This window comes from Archangium sp., from assembly GCF_045802675.1.
Classification (GTDB): domain Bacteria; phylum Myxococcota; class Myxococcia; order Myxococcales; family Myxococcaceae; genus Archangium.
This window is the reverse complement of record NZ_JBJMQO010000139.1, coordinates 13,356-28,831: the sequence shown is the minus strand read 5'-3', so window position 1 is coordinate 28,831 and position 15,476 is coordinate 13,356. Positions and strand designations below refer to the sequence as shown.

Annotated in this window: 13 protein-coding genes; 6 read left to right on the top strand and 7 right to left on the bottom strand. The window is 70.6% G+C overall.

All coding sequences use genetic code 11. The features are described 5' to 3' along the window. From ACJ8AN_RS38855 to rpsU, 4 genes are all read right to left on the bottom strand, one after another. Positions 1 to 1,662: sigma-70 family RNA polymerase sigma factor (locus ACJ8AN_RS38855; RefSeq protein ID WP_407760672.1), on the bottom strand; the 1,662-nt coding region annotated here is incomplete at its 3' end. An 89-nt stretch (positions 1,663 to 1,751) separates the two neighbouring features. Continuing rightward, the gene (gene dnaG, locus ACJ8AN_RS38850; RefSeq protein ID WP_407760673.1) at positions 1,752 to 3,605 is read right to left on the bottom strand and encodes a DNA primase; all 1,854 of its coding nucleotides are present in this window, start codon (positions 3,603 to 3,605) and stop codon (positions 1,752 to 1,754) included. Positions 3,606 to 3,877: 272 nt separating this feature from the next. Beyond that, the gene (locus ACJ8AN_RS38845) at positions 3,878 to 4,336 is read right to left on the bottom strand and encodes a GatB/YqeY domain-containing protein (RefSeq protein ID WP_407760671.1); all 459 of its coding nucleotides are present in this window, start codon (positions 4,334 to 4,336) and stop codon (positions 3,878 to 3,880) included. Between the two features lie 90 nt (positions 4,337 to 4,426). Further along, on the bottom strand, positions 4,427 to 4,621 hold the full coding sequence (gene rpsU / locus ACJ8AN_RS38840) for a 30S ribosomal protein S21 (protein ID WP_002621505.1): 195 nt from the start codon (positions 4,619 to 4,621) through the stop codon (positions 4,427 to 4,429). Positions 4,622 to 4,740: 119 nt separating this feature from the next. On the opposite strand from rpsU, the gene ACJ8AN_RS38835 reads away from it, so the two are divergent. Next, positions 4,741 to 6,339, top strand: coding sequence for a HEAT repeat domain-containing protein (locus ACJ8AN_RS38835; RefSeq protein ID WP_407760670.1), 1,599 nt, complete (start codon positions 4,741 to 4,743; stop codon positions 6,337 to 6,339). A gap of 18 nt (positions 6,340 to 6,357) precedes the next feature. Here ACJ8AN_RS38835 and ACJ8AN_RS38830 read toward each other — a convergent pair whose 3' ends face one another. Beyond that, positions 6,358 to 7,272, bottom strand: a complete 915-nt coding sequence (locus tag ACJ8AN_RS38830; protein ID WP_407760669.1) for a diguanylate cyclase — start codon at positions 7,270 to 7,272, stop codon at positions 6,358 to 6,360. A 76-nt stretch (positions 7,273 to 7,348) separates the two neighbouring features. Further along, positions 7,349 to 8,392: an asparaginase gene (locus tag ACJ8AN_RS38825; RefSeq protein ID WP_407760668.1), complete on the bottom strand. Its 1,044-nt coding sequence runs from the start codon at positions 8,390 to 8,392 to the stop codon at positions 7,349 to 7,351. 52 nt (positions 8,393 to 8,444) lie between these two features. Between ACJ8AN_RS38825 and ACJ8AN_RS38820 the strand changes: the two genes are divergently transcribed. The 3 genes from ACJ8AN_RS38820 to truD are packed head-to-tail and all read left to right on the top strand — an operon-like array spanning position 8,445 to position 11,886. Then, on the top strand, positions 8,445 to 9,443 hold the full coding sequence (locus tag ACJ8AN_RS38820; protein WP_407760667.1) for a DsbA family protein: 999 nt from the start codon (positions 8,445 to 8,447) through the stop codon (positions 9,441 to 9,443). A 9-nt stretch (positions 9,444 to 9,452) separates the two neighbouring features. Next, on the top strand, positions 9,453 to 10,865 hold the full coding sequence (locus ACJ8AN_RS38815) for a DUF4388 domain-containing protein (protein ID WP_407760666.1): 1,413 nt from the start codon (positions 9,453 to 9,455) through the stop codon (positions 10,863 to 10,865). A 1-nt stretch (position 10,866) separates the two neighbouring features. Continuing rightward, positions 10,867 to 11,886 (top strand): tRNA pseudouridine(13) synthase TruD, encoded by a 1,020-nt coding sequence (gene truD / locus ACJ8AN_RS38810; protein WP_407760665.1) that lies wholly within the window; start codon positions 10,867 to 10,869, stop codon positions 11,884 to 11,886. 12 nt (positions 11,887 to 11,898) lie between these two features. Here the strand turns inward: truD and ACJ8AN_RS38805 are convergent, their stop codons facing one another. Further along, positions 11,899 to 12,603, bottom strand: coding sequence for a hypothetical protein (locus ACJ8AN_RS38805; RefSeq protein ID WP_407760664.1), 705 nt, complete (start codon positions 12,601 to 12,603; stop codon positions 11,899 to 11,901). Positions 12,604 to 12,861: 258 nt separating this feature from the next. On the opposite strand from ACJ8AN_RS38805, the gene ACJ8AN_RS38800 reads away from it, so the two are divergent. Continuing rightward, positions 12,862 to 14,181, top strand: a complete 1,320-nt coding sequence (locus tag ACJ8AN_RS38800; RefSeq protein WP_407760663.1) for a ferritin-like domain-containing protein — start codon at positions 12,862 to 12,864, stop codon at positions 14,179 to 14,181. Positions 14,182 to 14,198: 17 nt separating this feature from the next. Then, a complete protein-coding gene (locus tag ACJ8AN_RS38795) occupies positions 14,199 to 15,473 on the top strand; it encodes an alpha/beta fold hydrolase (RefSeq protein WP_407760662.1) in 1,275 nt (424 codons plus the stop codon). Positions 15,474 to 15,476: the final 3 nt, after the last annotated feature.

The window sequence follows — 15,476 nt, the reverse complement described above, 5'->3', positions numbered from 1 at the left end:
GTCCGCGATGGCGCGGGTAATGGCCTGGCGGATCCACCACGTGGCGTAGGTGGAGAACTTGTAGCCGCGCTTGTACTCGAACTTGTCCACCGCCTTCATCAGGCCGATGTTGCCCTCCTGGATGAGGTCCAGGAACTGCAGGCCGCGGTTGGTGTACTTCTTGGCGATGGAGACCACGAGGCGCAGGTTGGCCTCGACCAGCTCGGTCTTGGCGCGCTCGGCGCGGCGCTCACCCATGCGGATGGCCTCGTAGTTGCGGCGCAGCTCCTCCACCTCGAGGTTGGCCTCCTCCTCCACGCGCTTGATGTTGCGGGTGGACGTGCGCACGTCGCGCTCCAGCGCGTCCAGCTGCTCGCTGGTGATGTTGAGCTTGCGCTGGGCCTTCTTGAGGGCCTCGGGGTCCTCCTTGGCCTCGCGCAGCAGCTCGCGCAGCGTGTCCAGGGGCACGCCGTAGCGGCGCTCCTGGTCGCGCAGCTCCGCCTCCGCCTTCTCCACGCGCTCGATGAGCCCCTTGAGGTTCAGGACGATGCGGTCCACCTGCTTCTTGTTGAGCCGCATCTCCTCCAGGACCTCCATCATCTTGGTCCGGAGATCCTTCAGCTCCTGCTTGAGCTCCTTCTTCTTCACCTCGGTGAGCTTCTTCTTGCCGGAGAGCTCCGAGTCCAGCGCCTCGCAGTCCTTGGCGAACTTGCGGATGCGCTCGATCTGCTTGTTGATCTGCTCGATCTTGTTGAGCTCGCTCTGGGCCAGCTGCTGCGGCTGGGACTCGCCCTCGGCGCCCTCCTCGGCGACCTCGACCTCGGCCTCCTCGCCCTCGGCCTGGGCCTCCTCGGGCGCGTCCTTGATGACGTCGCGCACGCGCAGCTTGCCCGTCTTGAGCCTGTTGCCGATGTCGAGGATCTCCACCATGGCCACGCGGCAGGACAGCAGCGCGCGCAGCACTTCCTTCTCGCCGTCTTCAATGCGCTTGGCGATCTCCACCTCGCCCTCGCGGGTGAGGAGGCTCACGCTGCCCATCTTGCGCAGGTAGAGGCGGACGGGGTCGTTGGACTTGCCACCCGGCTCGTCGTCCTCGTCCTTCTCTTCCTCGTCGGCCTCGGCGCGCTCTTCCTCCACCGCGACCGTGGGCTTGATTTCGGTGCTCTGGGCGGCCTTCTGGGCGTCGACGATCTCGATGTCGTTGTCGCCGAACATGCTCATCACGTCGTCGATCTGATCCGACGACACGATGTCCGCGGGCAGGGCGTCATTGACCTCGTCGTAGGTGAGGAAGCCCTTCTCGCGGCCGGCGGCCAGCAGATCCTTGACCTCCTTGCGGTCGGCGATGGGCTCCTCGTCCACCTCGTCCTCGACGGCGTCGGGGTCCACCTCGACGGCGGCGGCGGCCTCTTCGGCGGCCTCCTCGGGGTCCACGTCGCCCTCATCCACCTGGGTGACGGCCTTGCGCTTCTTGAGCGTCTCGGTGGCCTTCTCCGCGGCGGCGGTCTTCTCCGCGGCGGCGGCCTTGTCCGCCTTCTTCTGCGCGGGGGAGGCGCTGGCCTCAGAGCCCTCGGTACCCTTGGCCGAGGCTTCCTCCGGGGACTTCTTCTTCTTCCGGATCTCCGGGGCCACCTTCTTCTTGGGCTTGACGGCCACCTTCGAGGAGGGCTTCTGCGTCGGCATTCGGGTACTTCTCCTTAAGAAAACAGGGGCTTGGCCTGGAGCGAGCCGGCCGATCTATCGCAAAGTGAAGGATTCTTACAAACGCGAACTCAAACCGGTTGCATGGGGGCCTTTGTTCCCGGGGGAGGCGGGCGGATTTCCTCTTCCACGCGTTTCTTCAAGGCGAGCAGTTCAATGCGCTGAGCAAGCAGGCGCCGGGTGTCGTCGGACAGGTCGTGGGCGCCGGCGGTCTGGCTGGTGGTGCGCTTGATGTAGTCCAGCTGCTGATTGATGCGGCGCAGCACGATGGCGCGGCACACCTGGAGGAAGTAGTGCTCGAGGGCGGAGCCCTGCTGCTCGGCGAGCTGGCGGGAGGCGGCCTCGACGGCGCGTTTCACGGTGTCGTGGGCCTCGAAGAGGGCGTCCTCGGCGCCATGGCCCGAGGTGGCGTGGGCGAGCACCAGGCGCAGGCCGGGGTGGGCCAGCTCGTCGCAGACGCGGAAGGTGTCGCGCACCAGGAGCCGGGGCTCTCTGAGCACGGCGGCCACGTAGAGGGTTTCCAGGGCGTCCGGGGGCTTCACCGGGGCCGGACGGGGCGCGGGGCCCCCCTGGGCGGCCACTCCCCGGGCAGGCGGCTGACCGGGACGGCCCTGCTGTCCCGGCTTGGGCACGGGATTGACCGGCGGGGGCGCCTTGCTGCGCAGCGAGGCCTCCAATTCGGCCGCGGGCAGGCCGCACCAGGCGCTGAGCGCGGAGAAGAAGGCCGAGCGCACCAGCCCCACCGGCAGCTGCGCCGACACGGGCTTGAGCCGCTCCAGCGCGGCCATCTTCTCCTCGAAGCTGGCGTCCCTGCCCTGGGGCAGGAGGGTGAGGAAGACGTGATTGGTGAGGGGACGGGCCTCGGTGAGCAGCCGCTCCAGGCCCGCGGAGCCCTCGCGGCGGATGAAGGTGTCCGGGTCGTCGCCCTGGGGCAGCAGGGCCACCTTGGCGGCCGCTCCAGCGGCGAGCAGGGGGCCGGCCAGGCGCTCCACGGCGTTGAGGCCCGCCTGGTCACCGTCCAGCAGGAGGAAGAGCTCCCGGGCCTCGGCGCGGCCGAGCACCTTGAGGTGCCCCGGGGTGAGGGCGGTGGAGCACAGCGCCACCGTGTGCTTCACCCCCTCCTGGTGCAGGGCGATGCAGTCGAAGTAGCCCTCCACGAGGACGGCGGCCTTGCGGCGGCGGATCTCATCGCGCGCCTGGTCCATGCCGAAGAGCGTCTCGCTCTTGTTGTAGAGCCGGGACTCGCGCGAGTTGAGGTACTTGGGGCCGTCCTCGGCGTCCACCAGACGGCCGCCGAAGGCGATGGGGCGGCCCTCGGGGGCGCGGATGGGGATGATGAGGCGGCTGCGGAAGAAGTCGAAGTAGCCCTCGCCCTTCTGGCGCTTGGAGACGAGGCCCGCGTTGAGGCCCCACTCCATCATCCCCACCTTGGTGAGCCGGTCCGCCAGCGAGGTCCACGCGGCCGGGGCCCACCCCAGCCCGAAGGCCCGGGCCGTTTCGTCGGAGATGCCACGGCTGGCGAGGTAGGCACGGGCGCGGCGCCCCTCCTCCTCCCACAGCAGGGCGCGGAAGTGCTCGGCGGCCTGATCGGTGACTTCCTTGAGCTGCTGGCGCTCGCGGGCGCCGGGGTCCTGGGCCGCCTCCAGGTCCACCCCCACCTCGCGGGCCAGGTCGCGCACCGCGTCGATGAAGGTCTTCCCCAGGTAGCGCTGGACGAAGGACACCGCGTCACCGCTGGCCCGGCACCCGTGGCAGAAATAGAAGTGCTTTTCGGGGACGACGTAGAAGGAGGGCGTCTTCTCCTGGTGGAAGGGGCAACGGCCCTTGAACTCGCGGCCGGCCTTCTTGAGCTCCACGTAGCGCGAGACGAGCCCCACCAGGTCCACCCGCTCGAGGACCTCCTGGATTTTGTGCTCGGGGATCACGAGCGCCACCCCCTGTGCCTGGCGTCACCGGACCGCCATGGTCCGCGCACCGACCCGTGCGGACGAGTATGGACCACGCTCCTGACATGCGAGGTGTAGGTCCTGCGACGGGGGGAGTTGGGGATCAGGAAGGGCATTTCGGTGCGTCGCGAGCCGCCCGGAAGACGGGTGGGAAGACGACCGGACTACCCTTAATGGCCGATCAGCAGCCGGGCAAGTTCTCGAAGACGAGCCCGCCCGGCGCTGTTCAAGGCCTGGGTCCTGGGAAAGCGCTACAGCTTGGACAGCTGGTTCTTCACTTCCTCGGAGATGGCGCGGCCCTCGGCGCGGCCCTGCAGCTTGGGGCTGACGAGCTTCATCACCGCACCCATGTCCTTGGCGCTCTTGGCGCCCGCCTGGGTGATGGCGGCCTGGACCTCGGCGCGCAGCTCGTCCGGGGTCAGCTGCTTGGGCAGGTAGTTCTGGAGGACGGAGATCTCCGCCTCTTCCTTCTCGGCCAGCTCGGGGCGGCCGCCGGTCTTGTACTGCTCGACCGAGTCGCGGCGCTGCTTGATGAGGGTGCCGATGACCTGGAGGATGCTGGCCTCATCCAGAGGGCCGGTGGCGCCGGGCTCCACTTCCTTGTACTTGATGGCGCTCTTGAGCATCCGCAGGACGCTGAGGTTCAGCTCGTTCTTGGACCGCATCGCGTCCTTGAGGTCGGCGTCGATGCGCTCTCTGACGGTGGCCATGGCAGGGCTCCAGGAAATGTGTGGGAAGGGTGCTACACGGACGGGAGCCAGGGCACGGGACTGACGCGACCCCAGCTCCCGACGGGGCGGCTAGTACGTCTTGCGCGCCTTCTTCACCGCGCGCTTCTTGGCCGCGAGAGCCTTCTTCTTCCGCTTCACGGAAGGCTTCTCGTAGTGCTCACGCTTGCGGATCTCGGAGAGGATTCCTGCCTTCTCGGTAGCCTTCTTGAAGCGCTTGAGGGCGCTCTCGATGGACTCGCCGTCCTTCACTCGAATGCCGGGCATGTGTCACCTCCTTCCGTATGCGCTAGAAATGTAAGGGGCGCCGATATGACGCAGCGGGCGTGAAAACGCAAGGACGCCCGCAGAAAAGGATCAGGTGCGTAGGCTAAAGTAGACCCACCGTGAGCCCCGCCCTCTTCCTCGTCCTCGTGTTGTCGGCCGGCCAGCACAACGGCCAGGGAACCCTGGGTTGCTGGACCGCCTGCCAGCGGCATGTGCAGGAGCTGGCCCTCCGCACCCGGGTGTGCCAGCTGTGCGTCACCACCGGCCGCACCGATGCCTGGGTGCTGGAGCTGGGACGGGGCAAGCCCGGCCTCCCCGCCCGGACGGCGCTGCGCTCGGCGATGACGGACCTGGACTGGCGGGTGCGCTGGGGCGCCCTGCGGGCCGAGGCCCAGGTGAGGGGACTCCTCGAGCCCCGGATGCTGGCCGACTGGGTGGCCGAGGCCCCGGCCAAGGACGAGGTGCTCGCCTGTCTCACCGCCGTGCGGGCCGCCGCCGACGCGGGACGCTCCCCCGTCTCCTTCCTGAAGGACGCGGGGGCGAAGGGGGGCCCGGCCACCGCCCGGATCTGGGCCCGCCGGGAGGCCCTCCGGGAGGCGCTGGAGGTGGAGGTGTACTCCGAGGAGCCCTCCCTCCGGGGCGAGGCGCTCCTCCACCTCGCCACCTTCCTGGGCAGGCCACCGGCCCGGGTGCTGCTGGAGGCCATGGCCCAGCGCCCCGAGTCCGGGGACGAGGCCGCCGCCTCCGCGCTCCTCCAGGTGGCCGACAAGCAGGGCACCTCGGCGGGCCGCATGCTGGTGCAGGAGGCCACGCCACCGGATCAGGCCCTCATCAACCGCCTCTTCGCCGTCTACTCGCGGGATTTGGAGAAGCTGCAGAAGGGGCTCGCCTCCGTGGACTCCGCGCAGCGGCGTGCCACCGTGCAGTCGCTGCGGCGCTACGGGCCGCTGGCGCAGCGCGAGCTGGAGCGCGCCCTGGGGGACTCGGAGGTGCTGGTGCGCCGGTTGGCGGCCCGGGGGCTCGCCGAGGCCGAGGGCCTGCCGCTGATGGAGGCCGCGGGCCGCCGTCTTCGCGCGGACGGGGCTACACCGGACACCCGGCGCGTGTGGTTGGAGGTGGCGGCCACCGACAAGGCCTGTGAGCCCTTCCTGCTGGAGGTGGCGCGCGATGCCGGGCTTCCCGCGGACGCTCGAGGCGAGGCGGTGGGGTGGCTCGCCGGGTGCGAGGGCGGTGGCCGGCGCCGCTTCCAGGTGCTGTCCCCCCTGTTGAAGGACGCGCAGGCGCCGGTGCGGGCCGGTGCGGTGCGGGCGCTCGCCATGCCGCGCTCCGCCGAGGGAGATGCCGCCGTCGCCGCCGCGCTCGGGGACTCCGCGCCGGAGGTGGTGGCCGCGGCGCTCGGCGTGGTGGGCCAGCAGCGCCAGATGAATCAGGGAGAAACAGCGGTGGCCCTGCTCGAGTCCCCGTCCCCCGAGGTGCGCGAGGCCGCCGTGCGCGCGCTGGAGCGGCTCGGCCGCGCCCAGGACGTGAAGCCCCTCGCCCAGCTGCTCCAGGCGGATGGGGTGGCCTCGGTGCGGGTGGCCGCGGCGGAGGCGCTGGGCTCGTTGGGCGGCCCCTTCGCGGCCTCCGCGCTCAGCCAGGCCCTGGCGGACGACTCGGACTCCCACGTCCAGCACGTGGCGCGGCGGGGTTTGGAGCGGCTCGGCTTCCGGCCTCCGTGAGGGGAGGGCGCGCGCCGCTCACGGACCGCTGAAGGCCTTGCCGTCCACGCGGTTGCGGCCCGCGCGCTTGGCCCGGTACAGGTACTTGTCCGACGCGGAGATGAGCTCCTCGGCCTGCGTGTAGTCCGAGTCGTGCAGCGTGGCCACGCCCAGGCTGATGGTCACCTTGATGGGCGTGCCGCTGAAGATGAAGTCCGTGCGGTCCACCGCCGCGCGGCAGCGCTCGGCGCACGAGAGGGCCTGCTCCTCGGTGGACTCGCGCAGCATGAGGGCGAACTCCTCGCCTCCGTAGCGCGCGAAGAGGTCCTCGGTGCGGATGGTGTCGCTCACCCGCTGGGCAATGCGCGTGAGCACGTAGTCGCCCGCCGGGTGCCCGTACACGTCGTTGATCTTCTTGAAGTAATCCACGTCGAACATCACCAGGGCCAGGGGCTCCCGGTGGCGCACGCAGTACGCGAACTCCTTGCGCAGCGTCTCCATGAAGTACTTCTTGTTGTACAGCCGCGTCAGGCCGTCGCGCGTGGCCGACTCGTAGATGCTGCGCTGGTAGGCCTCCTCCAGCTGATCCTGGATGGAGAACTTCAGCACCGTGTTGGAGCCGATCTGAATCTTGTCGCCGTCGTACAGCGGCGCGGCGCTCACCTTCAGGCCGTTGAGGAACGTGCCGTTGGTGCTGCCCAGGTCCACCAGCTGGAAGCGGCCATCCCCGAGCGACACCACCTTGGCGTGCTTGCGAGAAATCCCATCGTCCTCGACCTGGAACTGCGCCTCGACGCTGCGGCCGAGCACCGTCTCGGAGCGGTCCAGCTTGAACATCCGGCCGATGCCGGAGGCGGACTTCGCGCTGATGACGATGAGATACGCGCTCTGCTGGGGCGCGGCGGTCCCCAGCAGGTCCGAAATCGAATGGACGGCGGTCTTCTCGTCGGACATCGTGCCCCCCATCTTATGGGTCGATGATTGGTGCCAGCAAGCAGGCCACGGGCCGGACCCCCTGGGATGGTCTCTCTTAACGCGCGCGCCTCGACTTTTTGGCCGGTGCTTCCCGCACAGCGGGCGCTCGCTCGGTCATCTCCCCGACAATTGGCGTTTCGATGAAGCGGGCCAGTGTCTCCCTGTCGCGGTGGTAGGCGAGCCCCTGCATCAGCTTCACCAGCGCCGCCGAGGGCGTCATGTCGCCGCCGCTCAGGGCGCCCTCCTTGAGGGCCGCCGCCCCGGACTCGTAGAGCGTGAGGTCCACCCCGTTGCGGTAGGCCTGGCTCACCACCACCACCGGCACGTCGCGCTGGCGCGCCTCGCGGAAGAGCGGCAGCAGGGAGCGGCCCAGCTTGTCGTCCACGGGGTAGTTGCCCGCGCCGTAGGCCTCCACCACCAGGCCGCGCACATGGGGCAGCAGGGCCAGGGGCAGGGCCGGGTCCAGCCCGGGGAACACCTTGAGGAGGAAGACGCGGCTCTCCAGCTTCTCGCGCAGGCGCAAGGGGCCCTTCTGGCGCAGGCCCGGGGCGAAGGTGGCGTCCACCCCGAGGATGCCCAGCAGGGGGAAGTTGGGGCTCTCGAAGGCGTCGTACTCGGACACCTTCACCTTCCGGGTGCGGTTGCCGCGGTAGAGGTGGGAGTCGAAGCAGATGCTCACCTCGGGCGGGCCCTGGAGGGCGGAGAGCACCGCGTCGATGAGGTTGAGCCGCGCGTCCGAGCGGATTTCACCCAGGGGCCGTTGCGAGCCCGTCATCACCACCGGCTTGGGCAGCCCGGGCAGCATGAAGGAGAGGGCACTGGCCGTGTGGGCGAGCGTGTCCGTGCCGTGCGTCACCACCGCGCCGTCGAAGTCCGGCAACCGGCGGTAGAGGTGCTCGGCCAGGCGGCTCCACAGCTCGGGTTGCATCTCCGAGCTGTCCAGGTTGGAGAAGAGCTCCAATTCGATGTCGGCGACCTGGAAGAGCTCGGGGCAGCGGGCCTTGAGCGTCTTGAAGAAGGCCGCGGGGCGCAGCGCGGACGGCCGGCCCCCGGCCATCCCCAGCGTGCCGCCGGTGTGCAGCAGGAGGATTCTGGGCATAGACGGGGTCCCTCCCTCGCAGAGCCGGGGTTGCTTTACAAGCCCCGCGCGCATGGCTAAGACCGGCGCCGTGCTCCCCGACCGCCGCAACCGTGTCCTCCTGGCGCTCACCCTCGCGCTGACGGCCTCCGCCTGCTCCAAGAACTCCGAGGCGGCCGAGCCTCCCAAGCCCGCCGCGCCCCGGCCCGCCGCCCCCGCTCCGGCCACGCCGCCCCCGGCCGCCGCGCCGTCCTCCGGGGGCTCGGTGCTCTCCGGCATCCCCGGCATGGACTTCTCCGCCCTGCCGCCCGCCGCCCAGCGCGAGCTGTCCAGCGTGCTGACGGATGAGTTCTGCTACTGCGGCTGCCCCCACACCCTGGGCCAGTGCCTCAAGGGCCACACCACGTGCCAGCACGGCAAGCGCATGGCCCGGCTCGCCGCCCAGAGGGCCGCCGAGGGCGTGGCCGCCTCGGACATCATCGTCGCCCTCTCCGAGTACTACTCCTCCTTCCGCGCCCCCCGGCAGACGCTCCAGGTGGATCCGCGCATGTGCATGGGCGACCCCAAGGCGCCCGTGACGATGGTGGAGTTCTTCGACTTCGAGTGCCCCTACTGCGGCAAGTTCCGCCCGGTGGTGGAGGGCTTCGCCAAGAAGAACCCCAGCAAGGTGCGCTTCTGCGCCGTGCCCTTCCCGCTGCCCATGCACCCCAACGCCCTCCCCGCCGGCCAGGCGGCCATGTGGGCGCGCGACCAGGGCAAGTACTGGGAGATGCACGACGCCCTCTTCGAGAACGCCCAGAGCCTGTCCACCGCCAACATCGTGGCCCTGGCCAACAAGCTCGGCCTCAAGGGCGCGGACCTGCAGAAGGCGCTCCAGGCCGGCACCTACGCCCAGGAGCTGGAGAAGTACAAGGCCATGGGCAACGCGGCCAACATCCACGGCACGCCCAGCCTCTTCTTCAACGGCCGCCTCTTCGTCACCGAGCTGGGCCTCAACGAGGGCGTGCTCACCCACACGCTGGAAGACGAAACCGAGTGGCAGGCGAACCACAACGCCTGGGCCGCCGACTAGACGGGTGTCATGAGCCAGCGCTTCCGCATCGACGGCACCCAGCTCGTTCCCGATGAACGGGCGGGCGCTTCCCAGCAGCAGGCACCCGCGCTGGCGGGCCGCACGGGCTCGTACGTCCTGCAGCCCACCTCGCCGGACCTGCTCGTCTTCTCCCGCTCCCCCGCCGAGGGCGGCTCGCTGCCCACCCCGCGCGTGGTGCTCTCCGGCGACGCGGCCGGCTTCCCGCTCTCCGACCTCATCGCCTTCCTCAGCCAGGCCCGCTGGAGCGGCGTCGTGCGCGTGCAGGCCCCCGGCGGCGAGCGCTCCGTCATCCTGCGCGAGGGCGAGGTGCGCGGGGCCACGTCCGACGTGGCCGCGGACCGGCTCGGCGAGGTGCTCGTCCGGCTGGGCTACCTCGAGCGCCCCCAGCTCGAGGCCGTGCTGCGCGAGCAGCCGCCCTCCAAGATTGGCCGCACCCTGGTGGAGCGGGGCCTGCTCCAGGCGCATGACTTGTTCAAGTGCGTCACCCACCAGGTGAGCGAGATCTTCCACGCCATCGTCCTGTGCCGCGAGGGCAGCTTCTTCCTCGTGGACCAACCGGTGGAGGACAAGCTCGGCCACAACATCCAGCTGTCCACCCAGAGCCTCCTCATGGACAGCATCCGGAAGATCGACGAGCTGGCGCACTTCCGCAAACGCATCCCCCACAGCCGCCTCTTCGTGCTGCGCAAGGGCATGTCCAACGCCAAGCTGGAGGCGGACGAGGACAAGGTGCTGGCCCTGGTGGATGGCCGCCGCACGGTGCTGGACCTGGGACAGGCCTCGCGGCTGTCCGAGTTCGACGTCACCAAGGTCGTCTACGGCCTGCTCGAGGGCGGCTTCGTGCAGCTGTCGGACAAGCCCATGGGCGGCTCGGCGCAGTCGCTCTCCGGCATCCCCGCGGTGCGCCCGAAGATGTTCATGGGCATCCCCGTGGTGCGCCCGTCCTCCACCGGCATGGCCTCGGTGAGGCACTCGCAGTCGGGCCTGCGCGCCATCACCCAGCCCGCGCAGCAGGCCCCGGTGAGTGACGTGCGCGAGGTGGTGCGCGTCTTCAACCGCATCTTCCGGGAGATCGCCACCGAGGTGTCCAAGCAGGGCCTGGCGCGCGAGTTCATCGCCTCGGCCAACGCGGCGCTGTCGGGACAGGCGCTGTCCTCCTCGCCCGTGCTGGCGGGGCTGGCCTTCGCGCAGGACGGGAGCCTGTCGGACGCGAGGCTGGTGGAGGCCTACGAGCAGTACCGGGGCTCCCTGGGCGTGGAGCCACTGTCCTCCTTCCGCCAGGCGCTCAGCGACGTGATGTTCTTCCTCCTCTTCCAGGCGGGAGAGCTGCTCGAGTCGCGCGCGGACGAGGATCTCGCCCGGCGCGTGAAGGACATGCTCGCCTCGCTCGGGGGCTCCTGACATGAGCGCGGAGCGGCCCCGGCTGACCGAGGACGTGCCAGGCTGCGGCGGCGCCTTCAAGCTCGTCCCCGAGGACTTCGAGGTGGAGGAGCTCCCCGCCTACGAGCCCTCGGGCGAGGGCGAGCACCTCTACCTCTGGGTGGAGAAGCGCGGCCGGGACACCCGCGAGCTGGTGAAGGCCCTGGCCGGCGCGCTCGGCGTGGACGAGGGCGACATCGGCGTGGCGGGCATGAAGGACCGGCAGGCCATCACCCGGCAGCTGCTCTCCGTGCCCGCGAAGGCCGAGCCGCGCGTGGCGGACTTCGCCCTGGAGGGCGTGCGCGTGCTGTGGACGCGGCGCCATGGCAACAAGCTGCGCACCGGGCACCTCAAGGGGAACCGCTTCCGGCTGCGCCTCCGGGGCGTGAAGGACGTGGGCGCCGCGCGCGAGAGCTTCACCCGGCTGGGGGCTCGCGGCGTGCCCAACTACTTCGGCGACCAGCGCTTCGGGCGCGAGGGCGACAACGCGGACTTCGGCCGCCTGTTGGTGCTCGGCCAGCGGCTGCCGCGCCGCCCCGACAAGTTCCAGCGCAAGCTGTACCTCTCCGCCTTCCAGTCCCGGCTCTTCAACCGCGCCCTCGTGGAGCGGCTGCGCGCGGGCACCTTCGACACGGCCCTGTTGGGGGATGTGCTGCGCCGCGAGGACTCGGGCGGGCTCTTCGTCTGCGAGGCCCCCGAGGTGGACGGGCCCCGCGTGGCCTCCTTCGAGGTGAGCCCCGCCGGGCCCCTCTTCGGGCCGAAGATGACCGCCGCCACCCACGCCGTCGCCGAGGCCGAGGCGAAGCTGCTCGCCGACGAGGGCGTGACGCTGGACGACTTCAAGCGCGGCGGTGACGAGACGCAGGGCGGGCGCAGGCCCTACCGGGTGCGGCTCGGCAACCCGGCGCTGGAGGTGGAGGGGGAGGACCTGGTGCTCACCTTCGAGCTGCCCAAGGGCTCCTACGCCACCGAGGTCCTCCACGAGCTGCTCAAGGACGGCTGACGGCCGGAGCGCTCAGAAGGCGCCGGCCAGGCCCATCATCGCCCCGCGAGGCGAGACGCTCAGCATCGGCTGGACGCGCTTGAGCGGGATTCCTCCGTGCTCGGTGTTCTCGTAGCCGATGATGGAGCCGAGCAGCATGAAGGGCGGCGCGAGCAGCACGCCGATGAGGGGGCTGCCATCGGGGATGGCACCGATGAGCAGGGCCGCCGTGCCTCCCACGAGCGCTCCCAGGACCGTGCCACCAAAACTCGCATCGCCTCCCGCGACCTGTCCGCCCCAGTAGGTCCCCAGCGAGAGCCCCAGGCCAATGCCCACGAGGGTGGGGGCGGCAAGCGCGTAGAAGGGGGCGTTGCTGATGCCGGTCGAGAACACCGCCCATGTGGACATGTAGCCCAGGAAGCCTCCTCCGATCCCGGTCAGCAGGCTGGCGCCTACCTCCGCCAGGACGCGGAGGGACTGGGAGGGGCGGTCGGTCTCGGCAGTGGGCGTCAGCCGCATGCTCGGGTGCGCGCCGGAGCCCGGCGGCGGGGCGTCGGCGGTGCGTTCCGGCTGCATCGCGGTGGGTGCATCCCGCTGCGCCTTGGGAGCGTCCTCCTGCGCGGTGGGAGCCTCCGAGGGAGGCTGGGAGGTCTGCTCCTGGGCGAAGCCCACGCGGGGCGCGAGCAGCAGGAGGGAGAGCAGCAGGGACATCCGGGTGAGGTGGGGGGAGAGCGTCATGATGTCCGCTTCTCTGCAACCCGAGGGCCACACCCCGTACAGAGGGGACTCCACGCTCGGAGTGTGTGCAGTGCGCTGCGCGCTGTGCAGCGGCGGTTCGCCAGAGGTGCTCGGGGCCAACGGGTCCTCAGGTTTCTGAGCCCGGCAGGGCGCTCCGGGCGTGAGCCGCCGACGCCCTTCACTCTGGAGACCGTGCCGTGGAGGCCATGGCATCCGCGTTGCTGTTGGCTGTCGCACTTCATTCCACCGGAGCCATCCATGGACTCGCCCCTGCTGCGCCAACTCTTCACCCGCGCCCTGCGCGCCTCGCTCGCTTCTCCCCTGGTGCTCGCCGGCTGTGGCAACGTGGACCTGACGGGCTACTCCGCTCCCGTCTGCGAGAACAGCAACCTCACGGTGCGCGAGCTGTCTCCCGCGGTGCCGCCGGACTTCGTGCAACTGCGGCGCATCACCACGTACGGGGGCGGAGGCATGGCGGAGGGGGCGGTGGTGTCTTCCGCGGGCACGGCCTGCGCAACGGCCTCGGACACCGCGGCGTGCGAGTCGGCCCTGCGCGGCCTCACCTCCCAGAGTGGCTTCGCCTCCACCTGCGTGGATGTCTGCGTCGCGTACTACCTCGCGACGACGCGGGGCGACGAGGTGGCGGCCCTCACGACACTGGAGGCCTTCAAGAGCTTCCTGGGCACCATCGACACGCCCCAGGAGGCCGCGCTGCTCGCCTTCGCGCAGGGCTACAACCTGAGCTGCACCGAGCTGGACCGTGGCGCGGTGCGGACGAACGTCGACGGAGGCTTCAACGTCATCGCAACCAAGGGCTTCGCCTGCGGGGCCAACACGGCGGTGACGCGCTACGTCCTGGAGGTGTCCGCCTCGGGCGAGGTGAAGGAGACGCGGAGTGACGTCATCGAGCGGGGCTCGCCGGGCTGCGCCATCGGCCGGAGGCCCGCGGGGTTGCGCACCGCGGAGGGCGTCGCCTGCGCGGACGCACTGGGACGGCACTTCGCGTCGGCCGCGCACCTGGAGGCGGCCTCCATCAATGCCTTCCTGCGGCTGCGCGAGGAGCTCGAGCTGCTCGGTGCGGACGTGGCCCTGCGGGACGCGGCGCTGAGGAGCGCCATGGACGAGGTGCTGCACACGGAGGTCAGCGCGCGGCTCGCCCGCCGCTTCGGCGCGACGCCCCAGCGGCCCGAGGTGGAGGCACTGCCCCCGCGCTCCCTCTTCGCGGTGGCCCTGGACAACGCGGTGGAGGGCTGCGTGCGCGAGACGTTCGGGGCGCTGGTGGCGCACCACCAGGCGCTGCACGCGCGCGACACGGAGGTGCGCGGCGTCATGGCCCGCATCGCCGAGGACGAGACCCGGCACGCCGAGCTGTCCTGGGCCATCGACCGCTGGGCTCGGGAGCAGCTCCCCGCCAACGAGCGCGAGGCCCTGCGCGAGGCCCAGCGTGAGGCCGTGGCGACGCTGCGCGAGGAGGTGGCCGCACCGCTGGAGGACTCGCTCGTCACGGAGGCCGGCATGCCCTCGCCGGAGGTCGCCGCGTCCCTGGTGGACACGCTCGCGCGCGAGCTCTGGGCCTGAGCGGGTAGGATGCGCCCATGCGCCGATTTCTCCCGTGGATGGGTGCCGCACTCCTGCTCTCCGCTTGCGTGTCCGGGCCTTCTCGCGTGGCCGCGGTCCCTCCGGGAGACGGAGTGCCCATCCAGCTCGGGACGAAGCACTCGCTGCACTCCGCCCTCCTCGACGAGCAGCGCGGCGTGCTCGTCTACCTGCCGCCGGGGTACGAGAGCTCCTCGGAGCGCTACCCCGTCCTCTACCTCCTGGACGGTGACGCGCACTTCCACCACGCCACCGGCGTCGTGCAGTTCCTCGCCGGCAACCAGCACATTCCCCCGATGATCGTGGTGGGCGTGGCGAACACGGTGCGCACGAGGGACCTCACCCCGCCGGCGCACGGCAACTTCCCCGTGCCCGGGGACACCTCCGGGCGGAGCATCGCGCAGTCGTTCCCCACCGCGGGCGGCGCGGACCGTTTCCTGCGCTTCCTGGAGGAGGAGCTCGCCCCGTACATCGAGGCCCGCTACCGCACGCGGCCCTACCGCGTCCTCGTGGGCCACTCGTTCGGCGGGCTCTTCGCGCTGCACGCCTTGATGAACCGCCCGGAGAGCTTCAACGCGTACATCGCCATCAGCCCGAGCCTGTGGTGGAACGAGGGCGAGCTCGTCCGGGGCGCGGTGAAGTCCCTCGAGCGCCTGCCCGCGCAGGAGCGCTTCCTCTACATGAGCATGGGCAACGAGGGGGACGGCATGCTCAACCCCATCCAGCAGCTCGCGCGGACGCTCGAGCAGACCCATCCGGAGCGGCTGGCGTGGCGCTACTCCTTCCTCGAGAACGACCATCACGGCAGCACGCCCCACCGCTCGCTCTACGATGGCCTCGAGGCCGCCTTCGCCGACATGCGGGTGACCGAGGCGCTGTTGCGCTCGGGCGACCTGGCGCGGCTGGAAGCCAACTACGCGCGGCTGTCCAAGCGGCTCGGCTACGAGGTCCGGCCCTCCGAGGACACGGTCAACACCCTGGGGTACCAGCTGTTGGCGAGCGGCAAGGCCGAGGCCGCCATCTCCGTCTTCCGGCGCAACGTCGAGCTGTACGGCGACTCGGCCAACGTCCACGACAGCCTGGGCGAGGCGCTGGAGGCCGCGGGCCAACTGGACGAGTCCCTCGCCTGCTACCAGCGTGCGCTCCAGCGAGGGGTCAAGGCCGGGAAGGTACATCCCGCCTACTCGCAGCACGTGGAGCGGGTGCTGTGGAAGCTGTCACCCGCGTCGAAGCCGCCCGCGACTCCCGCGACCGCGAGCGACAAGGCACCTTGAGGC